Origin of the sequence: Pseudoalteromonas denitrificans DSM 6059 (genome assembly GCF_900112265.1) — a bacterium.
Classification (GTDB): Bacteria; Pseudomonadota; Gammaproteobacteria; order Enterobacterales; family Alteromonadaceae; genus Pseudoalteromonas; species Pseudoalteromonas denitrificans.
This window is the reverse complement of the sequence record NZ_FOLO01000001.1, coordinates 8027-25516: the sequence shown is the minus strand read 5'-3', so window position 1 is coordinate 25516 and position 17490 is coordinate 8027. Positions and strand designations below refer to the sequence as shown.

Annotated in this window: 9 protein-coding genes; all 9 read right to left on the bottom strand. The window is 35.8% G+C overall.

The annotated features are described in order from the left end of the window. Window positions 1–8: 8 nt before the first annotated feature. The 9 genes from BM088_RS00090 to BM088_RS00045 all read right to left on the bottom strand — a co-directional run bounded on the left by BM088_RS00090 (window position 9) and on the right by BM088_RS00045 (window position 17403). On the bottom strand, window positions 9–6071 hold the full coding sequence (locus tag BM088_RS00090; protein WP_091978601.1) for a LamG domain-containing protein: 6063 nt from the start codon (window positions 6069–6071) through the stop codon (window positions 9–11). Window positions 6072–6568: 497 nt separating this feature from the next. Then, window positions 6569–11371 (bottom strand): LamG domain-containing protein, encoded by a 4803-nt coding sequence (locus BM088_RS00080; protein WP_143085017.1) that lies wholly within the window; start codon window positions 11369–11371, stop codon window positions 6569–6571. Continuing rightward, the gene (locus tag BM088_RS00075; RefSeq protein ID WP_091978597.1) at window positions 11346–11852 is read right to left on the bottom strand and encodes a hypothetical protein; all 507 of its coding nucleotides are present in this window, start codon (window positions 11850–11852) and stop codon (window positions 11346–11348) included. Before BM088_RS00075 ends, BM088_RS00080 begins: the two co-directional genes overlap by 26 nt. A 93-nt stretch (window positions 11853–11945) precedes the next feature. Beyond that, window positions 11946–12833 (bottom strand): PulJ/GspJ family protein, encoded by an 888-nt coding sequence (locus BM088_RS00070; RefSeq protein WP_091978595.1) that lies wholly within the window; start codon window positions 12831–12833, stop codon window positions 11946–11948. Then, window positions 12833–13552, bottom strand: a complete 720-nt coding sequence (locus BM088_RS00065; RefSeq protein WP_245763717.1) for a prepilin-type N-terminal cleavage/methylation domain-containing protein — start codon at window positions 13550–13552, stop codon at window positions 12833–12835. Before BM088_RS00065 ends, BM088_RS00070 begins: the two co-directional genes overlap by 1 nt. Beyond that, complete coding sequence (locus BM088_RS00060) at window positions 13542–14096, bottom strand: type II secretion system protein (RefSeq protein ID WP_091978593.1); 555 nt, start codon at window positions 14094–14096, stop codon at window positions 13542–13544. Before BM088_RS00060 ends, BM088_RS00065 begins: the two co-directional genes overlap by 11 nt. A gap of 10 nt (window positions 14097–14106) precedes the next feature. Further along, entirely contained in the window at window positions 14107–14643 is a 537-nt protein-coding gene (locus BM088_RS27865; protein ID WP_091978591.1) for a prepilin-type N-terminal cleavage/methylation domain-containing protein, read from the bottom strand. A 1259-nt stretch (window positions 14644–15902) separates the two neighbouring features. Continuing rightward, on the bottom strand, window positions 15903–16493 hold the full coding sequence (locus BM088_RS00050) for a prepilin-type N-terminal cleavage/methylation domain-containing protein (RefSeq protein WP_091978590.1): 591 nt from the start codon (window positions 16491–16493) through the stop codon (window positions 15903–15905). A gap of 196 nt (window positions 16494–16689) precedes the next feature. Further along, entirely contained in the window at window positions 16690–17403 is a 714-nt protein-coding gene (locus tag BM088_RS00045) for a hypothetical protein (protein WP_091978588.1), read from the bottom strand. Between the last annotated feature and the right edge of the window lie 87 nt (window positions 17404–17490).

Sequence of the window (17490 nt, the reverse complement as noted above, 5' to 3'; positions counted from 1 at the left end):
AAAAAAGCTTATTGCTCTCGCCAAGATATTACTCTGTCATTACCTCTATAACGACCAAATTGAATATTCGCAGTTGGGTTTTCATCACCGGCTATTAACGGTTTCCAGTCAAACTGAAGATAATCAAAAACATTAAATTCAACTTGGGTACTGCCATTCACATTAGGTGCATCTAATTTCAACCCCCCTCCCGTTGGATATTGCCCAAAAATAAAAGTCGCATCGACTCCTGATTTACTATAACTAGGCTCTATGGTTAAGTCTGCTAAATTATAGTCCGTACAACTATCCAAATTACTTAATCTAAAGCTACCTATTGTATTATCCCAATATTCCACTTTCATTGGCACTAAAATATCTTCAAGCTCAGAACCATAATTATTTTCCAATACAACTCGACCATAACGAAAATTATTGATAGCACCTAGTGTCACTCCAGTACAAGCAGTGCCAATACAAGTGCTTGATAAATTATTTACATCTGGATTTTCATTTTTATTTATCAGTTCTGTAAAGCGAGTTGTCTCTCCGTCAGCTGCCATTAAAACAAATTGAACATCAGAAAAAGCACCATCAACTTGACTATCGCGTTTTAAAGTAAAGTTTGCACTATTTACCGTATATATCCCATTAGCCCATGCACCTGTTACATCAGTAAACCTGTGGTTACTATTTGAATCGATAAAATCATCATGCTTTTTGTATAAAGCAACACCATTATCATCATTACCAATTTGATTGTTTTCTAACTTAACTTCTACAGTCGATTTTGCAAATCCCCCAGCATAGTTTTGAGTAATACTACTGCTGGCATTTGATCTGTCTGAAATGGCATGCACAATATATTGCCCAGTAAAGTTCTGACCTAAATAAGTAAATGATGCACTACAGCTATGAGTAAAGCTGTCTGATGCTGGTTTTAAAGCAAAAGCAGCGGGTACAAACCGCCCGACATTTTCAATTTTACCTATCACACCACTGCCACCAGCTAAATAATTATTGCCCGTTAAAATCGCATCTAAGCCAATAATGCCTACTTCATTATATTTATAGCGATTCACAATAACGCTATTGCCAAAAGTACTTCCTAGAGTCTCACTCAAACTGCCTAAAACGCCACCTAATGGCTGTATTAACCTAGCAGTTAAACTTAATGTCTCATTATCAAAATGCATTGCTGTGGCATTATTTGTCAGCAAACTAAAATCATCAGGAATACCATCGTTATTGCTATCCTCCCCAGTAACCCACTGAACTGCGGTTGCACCTAAAGAAAAGCTCACATCTGTATTTTTAAATACAGAACCAGAGCTATTTGTTGCAAATGCAGAAGTTTGCTCAGTCCCAACAGGAAAATCTAATTTAAAACCAAATGGCCGTACAACAAACGCATTAGTTGATGCTGTTATATTTTTAGTTATAGCACCCACAGTAATATCGGCTTGCGCATTAATTAATACTTTTCCTGCATCAGGGTATTTAATTGAAAAAGCCGCTTTAGAATCAGCATCAAACCTTAAATTTTGAACAACATCCGTTGTTGTTAAACCAATATCATTTGAATTATTATTCATTACTAAATTATTTGTACAGCTACTGCTATCAGCATGGCAAGTGTAAGAAAGCTTAACGGGCACATCTTGCCCACTAGGGAATGCAGCGGTACACGAACCTGTATTGTCATCTGTTTTTACGGCCTGTAAATACATACTTTGACTATGATAACCCGTATTAGAAGGCTTGCCAGATAATTGCGTTTTTATAATAAGCGCATTATCGGCATCATCTATGTATCTAAAACCAACATCTGAAAACACTGTTTTACAATCAGCTAAACTAGCGACTTCATTTCCATTAATAAAACATCTTAAACCAGCTGACGGTGTTGCAGAGTCTAATGCATAAGTAATTTCAGTGGCTGTTGTATTACTAAAGGTAACCGCTTGTTGGCCTGTAAAAGGAAAGCTTTCGCTTGGTGACCAACTGGTAGTTGCTATGGGTGATGGCGATAAGTTGACCGTTGAACTTTCTGAAGCCAAACTGGTACAATTTACATCTGAGCATGCTTTCAAATTGATATTTTCAGACTCACACGTCAGGCCAGCTGAGTCTGATAGTTCTAACCGATAATGATTTACTAAATTACCACAGCTATGTACAAAATTCATATCAGTTTGAATATCAGTTTGTGATAATGCCCGTGTATAAATTCTGACTTCATCCATATAACCTTGAAAGTTACGGTTTGTTAAAACACTGCCGCATTGACTTAGGGTATTAGTTGCAACATCAGTTCCGATATAAAAATTACAAGGTGAATCAGCCAGACCATCTGAATAAGTTTCACTACTATCTAAAACCCCATTTATATACATACTTTGTGCACCATTCGAAAAAACAACGGCAACATGGGTCCAAGTATTAATTGCTATGGTGGCATTGCTAGTAATGGAATGAGGTGAGTTAGAAGCATTAGTCCACCACCAATATAATTTACCTAAATCATTAATATGAAATTCAAAATGCTCATCTTTTGACACTAAACCTCTAATTCCTGAACCTGGAATTGACGTAGGATGGATCCAAGCTGATACCGTTAACTGATCTGAATTAAATGCGCCTGTATCATCAACTGAGGCATAATTAGTACCGTCAAAGCCCACATAATTACATGTACTTAATAAACCATTTATATTTGCAGGCCCTGGATTACTAATACCAAATACGGGTGAATTTACCGGTGATAAATTATGAGGGTCACTCAAGATTGAATCTAAAAAGTTATTTTCTAATCGCCATTCACCAATCAAACATACATCATTTCTACTTGTACCATCATAGTTATTTCCCGCTAATTGATTGGTATAAATATTTGCAACCTCAGATGCATTAAGAGAGTTATCAAAAACTAATATTTCATCTAATCGCCCTCTTAAACCACTAAAACCACTATTTGGTGAAGTACTATTAAGTAATTGCCCTGCAACAAAAGTGGTTATATTTAACGCCACTGAAGGTAATGCTTTACAACTTTTACTTTGACCATTCACAAATAAACACACATTACCATTTGAAACTGATACAACTAAATGATGCCAACTATTATCGTCTTGTACTTGTATATCATCAAAGTCTTTCCAGGTATGATCTAATATGATTCTGGGTGTATAAGTTGAACCTGATGAATAATTAAGTTTCACTTCAAATTCAACTTGATTACCACTGTCTAATGCCGAAAAGAGGCCATGAGTTGCTTTATGATTAGATATTGAAAACCAACTAGATACCGAGAAACTAGTTTTACCTTGTAGCGGTGTAACATCATTAAATTGAATATAATCATTACTCGTATCAGCAGTTAAATTTGCAGCACTATTCACAACTCCTAATGACGTTATAAGCAGATTGCTGCCTGTGGCTAAATAATTATTAATTAGCTCTGAAATTGCAAAACCATCTAAATCACCACATAAATCTAATGGATAATGTGCATTAACCACACCTCCCCCGTGAACAGCTCCTATATCACACATGCCATTAAAATCTGCATTACTAATATAACTTGCATTATAATTGGCAAGCCCACTGCCTCCTCCTTCAGTTGTAATAGCACCGTTTATAATACCGCCACCTGAAACTGATGTTGTACCTTTAACATATATTATGGCATTTATAACTGTACTGGCTCCTGAAATAGATGCTGAGCCATCAACCACAACCACTAAATCTTCAGGATTTCCTGATTGATTTATTTTAGTATTATGCCAAGACACCCCACCTCTAAAATAAAGTCTTGCTGTTGTTTCGCTGCCCACTGCTGGTGCGACAAAAATTTCATTTGAACTGGTTAACGCAGAATCAAGGTATAAGTTATCGCCACGGTTCAGCGTCGTTGTAGTATTTAAAGTTATCGCTGAATTGTTATTTGGGAAGTTAGCTAATTTTTCATTTATAGAGGTCGCCTGATTATAACCTGATGGAAACACAGCGGAGCACAATGCACAGCTGCCAACAATCATATTACAGCTCGCTCCTACCCCATCATTACATTCAAACGCATTACTAGGTGCTGTACTTGGACTATTAATTGAGAAAGTGAGTGTTTCAGTGACTGTATGCTCAAAGGTAATATTCGTACTGCCTGTAAAAGTAGGTGAACTACTTGTTATGCCATTTATTTGAAAGTTAAGACTAACCGGGCTGGTATATAAAGATGAACAAGAGGCATCTTCACAGGCTTTAATGGTAATAGACTCAGCATCACATACAGATCCTGCACCATCATGATGAATTTCGTAGTGATCAACTGAAGGAGGGTTACCACATAAACTTCCAACTTGAACACCAGAAACATCTTCATAATTAACAGTTGCAGTGCCTTTTATTTCTAACTTACCAAATACTGAAATAGCACCAAAATGCTTAGCCTGATTTTGAATATGTATATCCTGACCCGCGCTATACAATACAGCATGAACCTCTGTATCATTTTTCATATGAATTTGCTTATAACTAACTAATACTAAATTTTTAGCATTTCCGCCTACATTTATTTTTGCATTATCCTCTATATCAAAGTGATTAGCCTGACCATTCACATAAATTGTCACAGCACCATTAATTATGACCTCTGAACTATCTAATATTTCAAGCTCATCAAACCAATAAGTACCCGTATTAAAAGTAATTTTTGCACTAGAAGAAAACAAGCCATTATCTATTTTATAATCTGAAGACGCTGGGTTAAAAGTAACATTAGCCGTACCTGAGATTGTTAAATTATCTATTTCAGTTATGGGGAATGTACCGCTAGGGCCTATCGTAATACTGCCCGAACTAACTGAGATGTCATCTGTTGCTGCCGTTGTTTGAAACGTTGGTAATGACAATGCCGGAGCACTTACTCCTGATGTTGTACAATCAACTAAACCACAAGTATTGTGACCAGCAGGTACATTTGCATCTTCAGTTAACGTTGGGAAAGAAACAGTATTATCACTGTCGAGTAATAGTTGTCCTGTGTCTTTAAATTTAATAGAAGACGATGAGTTATGGCCTTGCACTACATCAGAAAAATAAGCAAAACATGAATTACTACATCCTGCCGATGAATAGCTAATATTACAGCTTGTACCACTGCCATCATTACATACCAAGCCACTAGAGGCTGTTACAGTTTCATTAGTAATATTTAATGCCATAGATCCTGTATTAGTATTGGCAAAGTTGAATGTGGTACTTCCCGTAAAAGTAGTTGAACTCACTGTATTTCCACCAAGTGTAAAACCAAGCCCGACAGAGGAGTTGACTAAAGTAGAACAGTCACTATTTAAACACGCCTTGATAGTTACAGACTCAGATGCACATGTAGAGGCTGAGCCATCATGGTGAATTTCATAATGATCGACTGTTATCACAGGCGTATTAGTACAAAACCCTTGTGTATCTAAATTGTTCAAATTAGCAGGTGTGTAGGTATAGGTACTATTTTCTTTCAGTGTTAATTTTTTTTTGGCTGCAATACCACCATTAATTACTGAGTTTTTCTCAATAGTTGTTTCATTGCCTTTAACATAAATAAAAGCACTTATTTCAGCACCTTCTTCAATTTTTAATTTGCCTTTAAAAATTAAAATTACATTGGCTGGATCACCATTTTTATTAATATCAGTATTTTTCTTAATCACAACATCATTACTTTTAAAGTAAATAATCGCAGTGCCACTACCACTAAAATTAACTTGTGCACCATCACCTAAACCCCAACCGTTATGTTGATATATTCCATTAGTAATAGAAGTACTATTAAAGTTACCAGAAGGCGAAATACTAGGAAAAGGATTAACAGCAGTAAATGATGGCGGGTTATTACAGCTTCCACTATTACAAGTCACACCACTTTCAATTGATTCAACAGAATCTGTTGTAAATGGTTTTGGACCGGGAAAAATGTCAGAACATGAAGTCGCATAGGCATAATTAAAGTTAAAAAGAAAACTAAAACACATTACAAAAACAGCTAAACAACAACGTTTAACGATTAATAAAACCGATATAAAAGTCTTTATCATCAAAATAATAGCCTTGATATCATCCTTTGAATCATTACTTTTAATTTTCACAGAGCAATATATTTTTACTGAGTAAAAAACAAAGCATCATTAATAAGTGTAGACAAGAATAAAAAAGAGGCTAAAAAACGTTCAACTCAAAGACGCATTTAATGTGACCTTAAAGTAAAATCTAAAGGTTGAAGGTTGAAGGTTGAAGGTTGAAGGTTGAAGGTTGAAGGTTGAAGGTTGAAGGTTGAAGGTTGAAGGTTGACATGATGCTAAGCACTCAGCACACTTTCAAAAGATCTTTTATTAAGAATCAAGCTCTTCAAAAAAAACTTATTGATAGAATTCTTATCTATAAATAAGAATATTAACGACACTTTAAATAACGCCCTATACGCTCGCCACATCCATGCCTGTAGTGGTACAGTGACACAATATCTGTTTCAATATTCACTATCAGCATCTCGCTAAAAGTAAAAACACAAATTCGCCTATAAATTGGTTAAAAATTATTTTTCTTTCCAGTAAATAACCCTGTCTTCACCTCTAAAACGACCAAATTGAATTGTAGAAGTCGGGTTATCTCCCGTTTGAGTAACAGGATCCCAATTTGATTTGAGCCAATCAGGTGTTGCATTATATTCAACTTTAAAAAGACCTGTTTGATCTTGTGTTACCTTATCAACAAATACGCCTTGTCCTGTAACATATGAACCCGTATTAAATATATTCCCTATTGATTTAAAAGTCAGTTTAGGCACATTAGGATCTGCCGGTATTGGATTTGGATCAGGCAATAATTGCGTAATATTAGCCCCATAATTTGAGCAAAAATCAGCGCGATTAACAATAAACTCACTGCCATTCCAATACTCAACTCGCATCGGTATTTGAGTATCATTAAATTCAGAGCCATGGGTATTTAACATCGTTAAGCGGCCGTATCTGAAATCCAAAGGATCACCGTTCAACTTTTTTCCTGTGCAATTTATAGGACTTCCACAACTTTGAGCATCAGGATTTTGATTTAAATCTAGTAGCTTAACGCCATCGCTATCTACTACAGATAAAATGATATTACTTTGATTAAAATTACCATCTGGGGTGGTACTTTTTGCTAAAACTGAATTATTAGAATCTCTTAAAATTACAGAACCATCTACCCATGCATTAATCGGCACAGTTAGCCGGCTCCCAAAATCACTTGATTTTTTATAGTTCCCCCCAGAGGATGAGTCATCATTTTCAATATCAATTGAAATAACACCTTTAGCTAAGCCATTAATTGTATTGTAGTTTTTAGTAATTATAGATTTTGTATTTCGTGCCTGTAAATTATAATTAGTTGTAAAATTTTGTCCCATATAAATAAAGCCTTTGCACTGTGGCAACCACGAGACTGAAGAACTAAATAAATTAAAGTCTGCAGGCACAAAGCGTCCTAGATTTTCTTGTTCACCATTAATTGTATTACCATGGCCCATATAACTATTGCTAGCCAATTCAGCTTTTAGCTTAATAATACCAACTTCATCCCAAGATGCGTTTTCATATAGCGCAACTCCTTTAGCGAACCCTGTATTAACTGTTGGTGATGTTAAATTACCCGCAACTCCGCCTTGAGCTAAAGTCGGTAATTGTAAATCATGCTTCCAGAGTAAATTACTTATATTGATGTCTGCATGATTAAAGTTATCGGTTGTAACCCCATCTTCATTTTTAGCTTCAAGTGTAACATCAAAGGCTTCACCTGCTTTTTTATATACCGCACTTAATACCCCATCCTTGGCATCGTGAGAACCTTCAGCTGTTATTTTAAAATATTGGGGTATCACAACAAATTCATTTGAAACATCCGATATATTACTACCATTTGGTGCTGTGGCCTTAACAGATAAACTAATTTTTCCAGCGTTTGTGTAGTTTAAATTACCTAAAGAAGCTAAAAAATCATCATTATCAAAATCAAGCTCTACTTCTTTATAACTGTCATCAGGAATTTGCACCCCCTTTAAAGTGAGCTTCATTTTAGGAGTATCACTACACACACTAGGTGCATCACAATTTAATTTAAAACTAATTTTTTGTTTATCTTTAAAAGCCGTTTTACACGCACCTGTACTGCTATCTTTAATGACCGATTTCAAGAAAAGCACACTAGAGTTAATACCTGCAACTTGATTCAGTATTTTATTACCATGAGCATCTACAAATTCAAACCCCGCATCTGCAAATACGGTTTCACAGGTCACTTCACTGCTACCTGTATAACACTTTAAATCTGCACTGGGATTAGCACTGTCAAGAGCATAACTCACTTTAACTGGGGTCGTTTGACTATATTTTATAGGCAGTTCACCTGTGGTTAAATTATAAATTCCATCTGTGACGGGTGTATCTGAATTATCTAACCAGCCTGTGTCTGGTGATAAATTCACATTCACACTGCCTGTATAGATTGAATTACAACTGGCGTCTTCACAGGCTTTGATTGTCATGGTTTCGGCCTCACAGGTCAGGCCTGTATTGTCAGCCAATACTAAACGATAATGATCAACTGTTTGTGCACAAGTTCGGGTTTCGTCTTTTACTTTTATCACTTCTGCTGCCGACAAATACCGTTTAAATATTTTAACTTCATCTATACCCCCATCAAAAAAGCGTCCAGATGAATTTTGATCTTGGCCGACCTGAAATAAATCATTATTTAATGTGAGCTTTCCAGGCTCTGTAGCACTTGCTCGCTCAATGCCATTCACATAAATTTTTTGAAGGCCATCTTTATACGTAATGGCAATGTGATACCAGTTTCCAGCCGTAATATTGGCATTTGTCGAGGTAAGTGCTTTTGCACCACCGCCCCACCACCAAAAAATATTACCGCTGCTATTTAAATGAAACTCATAGTTTTCATCTTTAGAGACGATGGTTTTAATCGCAGTTCCAGTGGGTAATACATCAGGGTTGATCCACGCAGTGACCGATACTTCATCGGCTAAACTAATAAGACTATTACTAGTATCAAGTTGTAAATAAGAGCTACTACCATTAAATTCACCATATCGACAATACCCTGGGCTACCGCTTACAATAGGGTTTGCATTTGAAGTATTGGCATTATACGAGGTTAAATGTAAGTTATTAGCAGATGAGTCTTTAGCATCGCCCGCAGAACCATCCCAATTGGTTTCATCAAATCGGTATTCGGCAACAGGGGTTAAATCTAAACATGCGCGCGCCGAGCCATCCCACGTTTTTTTTGCTTCTATATTCGTTTTAATTGCATTAATTTGCTGTGTATCTAACACAGTATTAAAAATTAATAGCTCATCTAATAAACCTTCCCAATCTTGGCTATCATCAAAGCTACCTAAAAAACTATCTTGATCTTGACCTAAAATTAAACCTGCTACTTGTAAGGCTGCGTTATCATTGCCGTCATCATCATTATGTGTAATACAGCCTTGACTTACCCCATCTAAGAAAAAACAACTTTGCGCTGTATTTGCCTTTCTGGTCCAGACTAATTGATGCCAATTATCATCATTCATATTAGACGTTGAACTGAGCTTGGTACTGGTATCAAAGGGCGCAGCGGTAATTGTTGGCCAAAATCGATTATTATTTTCAAAAAAGAAAGTGGCTTCGTTGGCATCTAAGGAGGGGTTTGAGCCATTTTTTGCTGCTGAAATAATTGTTGAATTAGAGTTTGAGCTTGTTTTACCCCAAACCATCACAGTGAAATCACTCAAGCCATTCATGGCACCTGCATTAATTTGTAAATAGTCAGAAGCTGAATTTTCACTAAAATCAGCAGCATTACACACTAAACCTGCTGTAGGCAATACTTTGGTTGAAGTGCCGTGGTAATTATTACCTGAACTATCTTTAACCGCATTGGTACCAATATAGTCAGTTTCATCAAATCGCATATCTAAAACAGGACTAGGTATCGTACATAAACGACTACTGCCATCATGGCCTAAACCTGCATTTTGATTGTTATAAATAGTATCAATTTCACTGCTCGATAGTGCACCTTCATAAACAAGCAGTTCATCAACTAAACCTTCAAAAGCATATCGAGAGTCAAAACCGGTATTAGATTGCTCTTGCCCTAAAATAAATCGCTGTATATCAATAGCTTCTGAAGAAAGACTAGTACACCCTTGCAGAGCTTTGTCCCGATATAAACAATTTTGACTACCTGAGCGCGTCCAAACCACATGATGCCAGTTATTGTCTGCAATACTTGATATTGAAATACTACCATTTTCATCGTTTTTTAAATAAGGTTGAAAACTAGTATGGCTGTTAAACCACATAACCAATTCAAAATATGCGCTAGACTTTGCACCTGAAAAAATACTTTGTCCGCTTGTTCTTTCTGAGTTAAGCCAAAACGAAATTGAAAAGTCAGTTTTACCATCAAAAACTTGTTTATCCAAGTTTAAATAATCATAAATACCCGATGCGGATAAATCAACTGCATTACATACTTTACCTTCAACAGGTTGCGTACCATAAGCTGTGCCATTAAAACCACTAACAGAGTCTATAACTTGGTTTGCACTGCCATTCACCCAACTTAGTGCATCAAAACGATATTCGGAGACAAGTTTTACTGGAACAGGACCACAAATCCCAGGCAATCTCTCGGGAGGAGTTTGATAATTTATTTGAGTATCTTGTCCTAAATCAATGTCATTACCCGCTGTGATAGCCCCTGTAATTTGACTTGAAGAACCTACCGTAATTGACTTTGTAGTATAAATATAAGCCGACACTTTAGCGGCTGAACCTAGAGATAAGGTGCCATCAATATATATACTTAAATTTTCAGGATCCCCACCATTATTTACTTTACTTAAAATACTTAAATAACCAGTATGAGAACTTGATAAAATAAAAATACGAGTAGGTCCAGATACGGTATAATCGCCTATCATTTGATAAGAGGTATTTATATAATAATCACCATTTAACGTGTTAGGTAATGTTGTTACTGTATCATTACTTGTTATAGCAGGTACTTGTGATGCTTCAGTGCCATTAGCATAGCAGTATTGATTATTGCATTTAGGTCTTTTTCCCCACTTATCGTAGTATTTAATATCTACTGTTTTTGTATAAACCCAACCATTATTGTTATCATTCAATTTTACCTTGTTATTTAAAATAACTTTAGCGTTATTGAAAGTCGCAGCAGCACCAGGAAATACAGCATTACATTGTGGTAAGGCTGCGACATAAAAACTGGCAAAACCAAATAATACTATAAATAAATTAATTAAGTGTTTTAGCTTCAACACTTATACTCCTTTGAGTTTGCCAAGTATCTTTTAAACATGAACCAGATGTACAATTATTAATTGAGCACGTTGCGGTACTCGTTAATCGATAAACCGTCACTTCACCCGAGGGCGATGATAAATCAGGCACAGTAGTCGTTGCCGGAGATCCTAAATCTGATGTTGTAACAATACAACTTAAAACTGCCGTACAACCTGATAAGTACTGACTTGTAAAAGGAGTGGTTTTAGGAAAGCTATTACAAGCTGCTGTAGAAGCTTGGCTAGTATTAGCAGCACCTAATACAAATAACTGAGTTAAACTTTGCTCAATACCGCTTTGCGCGGCTAAAAAAGCACGGGCACCATAATATTCAACCGCATTATTATGAGCAGAGCTAGATAATATATTGACCAAAGCTAAACCAAGCCCTAGCATGAGTATTGCAATAAACAACGCGCTCATTAACATGCTACCTGCTTGTTTTTTTATGCTTTTCATAAACCTCTCATACCCGTTTTCACACAGCTGTTCATATTACATTCCACTCTATCTCTAAAATGACCTCTAAAATGACCTTGCATTTTAGCTATTCTAAGGCACATTCGGTAAATGAATTTCATGATTAAACGACACTGTTTCGGTATTATTAAAACCCATTTCACTGCGAATATTTACCACAGAGTTACGTGTTAAACTGGCGCTGCCGTAGTTAAAAAATGGCGTTGTTGCAATATTATTTTGAATAAATTGACCTAATAAAATACCTTGCTTGCCATTAATTTTATTATTTCCACTAGGAGTCGACTGGCTATAGGTAGGTCCAGCTGCAAAACCATAATTGTCATAACGATAAAGCTTAGATCCCTCAATGCAAAAACTAACAGGCTGCGATAATACAAAAACTCGTTTAGTAGGTGACTCAACTGTAAACGCATTATCAACCGTCCAGCTAGATGTTGGGTTACCTGCTGTTACTGCTGTCTTAGCAGTTAATTGGGATACTTTTTTTCCTGTTTTACTTAGGTTATAAACATCATCGGCTGTCAGTGCATAAATACTTAATAAATCATTTAAACTTACTGCATCAGCAGGATTCACCACTACAAAAGAGTTTTGAGTAATATTGCCAGTATAAATAGTACTTGCTTTAAAGGGTGTAAACTCTAAACATTGTTCTCCATTTGATGTACAACCAGCAGAGCAACTCAAACGAACCGAGTTAGGTGTGGCATGGCGTAATTCTCGGGTTAATCTGGCTAACATAAAACGTGATTGCGCGACTGCTTCGTCACGCTCTGTTGCATCTGCATAAATTTGTGCCCCTAACGACAAATATTGCGTCGTTGCGATACCCACTACACCTAAAATAATGATCACTAATATCAGCTCTACCAATGTAAAACCTGATGGCCTAACCTTTAATGAGCTGTTTTTTCTAAGGCTTAATTTAGCAAAAAGAAAAGGGTTATGTTTCAGCATCAATAATTCCCTTTATAGGCGGAAAAACCATATACTTCGCCATTACTGGCAGTCACAGTAACAGTTACTAATTTGGCTATTTTTTTACTGCTTGTGCCTGCACCATTAAAATCGTCGTCATATTGCACAGCAATATCCAATTGAAAACCTGCATAATAAGGCACGGCATCGCCTAAGCTATTTTCTATCGCAGTGCCAGCCAATTTTAATCCATGATAATCATCCACATCATTATAATTTTCACGGCTTGCACCTTCATCATTTGGCGTCTGATTTGAAGGCGTAGGTGTTATTAGTGTGGTACAGGTTATGGCATTTTCACCACAGCGATTCCATGGCGGGCTACGATCTGAGTTTTCGTCAAAAGATTTAGCTAAAATTTCATTCATCATAGCTTGTCCCAATTCAGTTGCCCGTATTTGCACAACTGGATCAGCACTTTGGCGCGCTTGAGGTGCCAATAAACCTGTAATTATCGTCATAACGATAGCCAAAACAACCATGCCTAAAATAAGTTCTATTAAGGTAAAGCCGTTTTGCATCGCATTTTGGTTTTTATTTGGCTGCGTTTTATAGCTAAAGACTTGATTTGGCATTAAAATACCATCTAAAAAAGTAGGTGTATCATTAATAAAATACTTTTTAGCTATCGCCTCTTTCGTAGATAAATTAGCTTCAATAAGGGGCAGAGTATTATTTTTTTTAAAATCAGCAGCCATAAATGGCACCTTGGCCTGAAATGCAAATAGCTGTTTCGGCAACTAAGCTAGCTTCTTTAATACTGATTTTACAAGTATTAGTGCAATTTAGATTACTTGCCCGACCTAAGTCGTCAAATTTAATATAAGTAAAAGATGTAGCTATTGCTTGACCATCTTTGGACTCAAAACGTAAGTCTGTTGTGCTTGAATCAATTTGAACAACTAAATAATCTGGGTTATTAACTGTATCAGGTGCTGTACTGCAAACATGTGTTATAGGCATAGGAATAGCAGTGGGTGTTGGCGGTGCTAAATCTAATTTAGTAGCCGAAATATTAATGTAATGACAACTATTATCTGCCGTCATTTGCATTGCTCTTAGTTGCATAGTACGAAGGGCGGACATGGCTTGGTCACGTATGGTATAAGAATCAAATAGAGAAGGACCAAAAAATTTGGGGATCACTGTCACAGACAGGACCCCCAAAATAATTAAAACAATGATAAGCTCAACTAAAGTAAAACCTAAATTAAATTTCAGTTTATACTTTAGAGCTTTCATTTACTTTTTATTAACATTCATCTGTATTTATTGTCACTACAGGTGGTGTTGTTGCATTAGCAGCTTCTTTATAAGCAACATAACAACCATCGTCATCATCCCCAGTTGTACCGTTACCAGCGACAATCTTACCTACTGCAGGCGCTACACTTCCTTTTGCAGAAACAACATATTGTGAATCAATAACTGCAGCTGTAAAGTCACCTGTAGCAGATACATCAATCTCTAAAGATGCTAATATTCCGGCTGCAGCTGTCGGGTAACCAAAAGCAGTCAATACATTTTTAGTACCATCACCATTAGTATCAACTCCAACACCTGCAGCACCAGCAGTTTTATGAACACCAGATATAATTGCTTTACCATAAATTATACTTGTTACACCATTCATTGCACCGGCAACACCTTCAATTGTTGCTCCCTGTGCATCACCTTGTAAATCTAAAAACTTAGGCGCAGCTGTGACGGCTAAAATGCCTAGAATTACGATCACTATGATCAATTCGATCAAAGTAAAACCTTTTTGTTTGTTAGTATTGATTGTCATATTTTGTTTCCTGTTTTGCATAACTGCCTCGTTCACTTTACTTAATTTAACTCTTATATTTTATGCTTTTTAGTTAAAACGATTGAATTAACTTTTTCACATAAAAAATAAGAAATATTTAAAAATGTTTTATATTTAATTTGATGTTTACGTTTGGGTAAAACAACTTTTCACTCAGCCTTCAGCCATTTTATTTATCTTTTATCTAAGATAAATGAGTCTATTTGTTTCACTACTTACATCCGTATAAGTAAAGCCAAAACCGAATCCATAATATTGACAGTTATATGTAAAAACTAGGTTAAACCAGGCCTAAACCATGTTTAACCTATGCCCAAATCATACAAATTACGTCAAAACTATGTCTAACAACCTATTTCCTGTGTTCTTTTATTCTTTATTTGCCCATTTGATATATCACATTTAGCAATCAATCAAATTTTGTGCCAGTTTTATTGCTCTGATATATTCATTAGGCTTATCTCATATATACCTCTGTGTTACATATGAGATAAACTGTTCAGCCCTTTGTTAGGCTTATCGGCAATATGCTCCTGCATTGCTCTACTACTTACTATCCATGTAAGCAAAGCAACCTACAAATATGTAAGCAAATCCCAATTTTGTTAGGCTAAAGCCCAACCTACAAATATGTAAGCAAATCCTAATTTTGTTAGGCTAAAGCCCAACCTACAAATATGTAAGCAAATCCTAATTTTGTTAGGCTAAAGCCCAACCTACACGTATGTAAACAAAGTCCAATTTTGTTAGGCTAAAGCCCAACCTACAAATATGTAATCAAATCCTAATTTTGTTAGGCTAAAGTCCAACCTACACGTATGTAAGCAAAGCCCAATTTTGTTAGGCTAAAGCCCAACCTACACGTATGTAAGCAAATCCCAATTTTGTTAGGCTAAAGCCCAACCTACAAATATGTAATCAAATCCTAATTTTGTTAGGCTAAAGTCCAACCTACACGTATGTAAGCAAAGCCCAATTTTGTTAGGCTAAAGCCCAACCTACACGTATGTAAGCAAAGCCCAATTTTGTTAGGGTGAAGCCCAATCCACAAATATGTAAGCAAAGTGCAACAGCATTAATCTATATATGAGCTATTCAGTACAGCTTTAATTTTGTTCAGTTATTGTCTAAGGTACAGTATTCAAACAATAATTTCTACTACTAAATCACTAGTTAGGCTTTTTATTAGATTATTTATTCAATTCTTTATTCAGTGAGCAATTAAGCCCTGTTAAGTACTAATTAAAAACTAAAACCTGTCCGTTTTGTGGAAAATACGAAAACCCTTGGCTATTAGCCGCTATTGCACCATCACTGGGTATATTATTTACATCTAACGAATTTGTTAAATAAAATATACACTGATCGTTACCCGCGTTTTCATTTAATCTAATTAAATATTTATTGTCTTGTACATCTGCGGTCAAACTACCAATTGAATTATTGGGTGCACTTTGCAGTACATCATTAAATACTTGCTGGCACTTATCTTTGGTCATTTGCGTTGCACGTGTATCACTTTGATTGTTTCTGGCTGTTGGGTAACCAATGGTACCGTCTACGCCAATTTGCAAAGTATCGTATGTGACCAAAGTTTTATTGGTATTACCCGACTCGCCATTAGGGCGACCTTCTAATTCCCACTGTGCCCTCACTAAACCGACTGCTGCGGCAAAACCACCAGCAACACCTTCGATTGAGGCTTCTTCAGCCTGATCTGTAACATCTAAAAAACGTGGCAAGGCCGTTGCTGCTAGCAAGCCTAAAATGATGACCACAATAATCAATTCAATTAATGTGAATCCACTGTGTTTTTTTATTATTTGCATTTAATTCAGCTCTTATTTTTTAGAATTATTTATTAATTTATGTTTTTATTTCAAACATTAGTTAACTATTTTATAAACAGAATGTTTTGCTGCATAAAGGCTAATTAAAGTTCATTAAATAAACGATTGTGAAATTTTACATTATGTAAAGTATAGACTACTAATATCAAATCCTAGATGCATAATTTACATCAGATTAATATAAAATAACAGTGTCAACCTTGCCATTATATAAATTATACACAAACATTTTTTTTTCAGAGTTAAAATAGGCGCAAGCCACTATTTTATTTTTGTTATCAAACACAGTGTTAGCACTTACTGTCTTTAAATTCTTTTGTGATTGCATGTTGTGCCACAAAGCCATGCAGTCAACTATTTTACGATTGTTAATTTTTTTACTTTTGTAAATTCTTATGTCACTTGTACTTTTATGAGTACTAAAATTCTTTTCATTGCGTTTTTTTTGCTCTGTTAAAGACCCAGATTTTGGCTTATTAATTTCATAGGCTTTATTAATATTACGATGAGTCACTATATTGATTGGCCAACCAAATTCATTCACCTTAAAATTCAGCACATTTTTATGATTGCTTTCTGTGTTGCTCTTTTTTGTGACAGCATCAGTCACTGAGCCTGTAACCGAAATTTGAACCTCGAGTACATCAACTAAAGGCAAGGAAATAACAGACTCTTTTGTTAGTAACCATTTGCTATGAATTGCACTTAAACTTTGTATAAATTCAATAACAGACTGCTTATCAGATGCCTGTTCAACCGAGTCCATTACATTAATAGCATGGCGGCCTAAATAACCATAAAGCACAAAAATAACAATCAAAACCATTACAAAGTTGAATAGCTTCCACTTTAAAGATTTTTGTGTCGCTTGCCTTATGCCTTTATTCACTTAGCTCTGCCTTTTTATAGCAAACAGTGTTGAGTCTTACTTTTAACTTTAACCTTTTATTGCGGACATCATGTCTCACCACTTAGC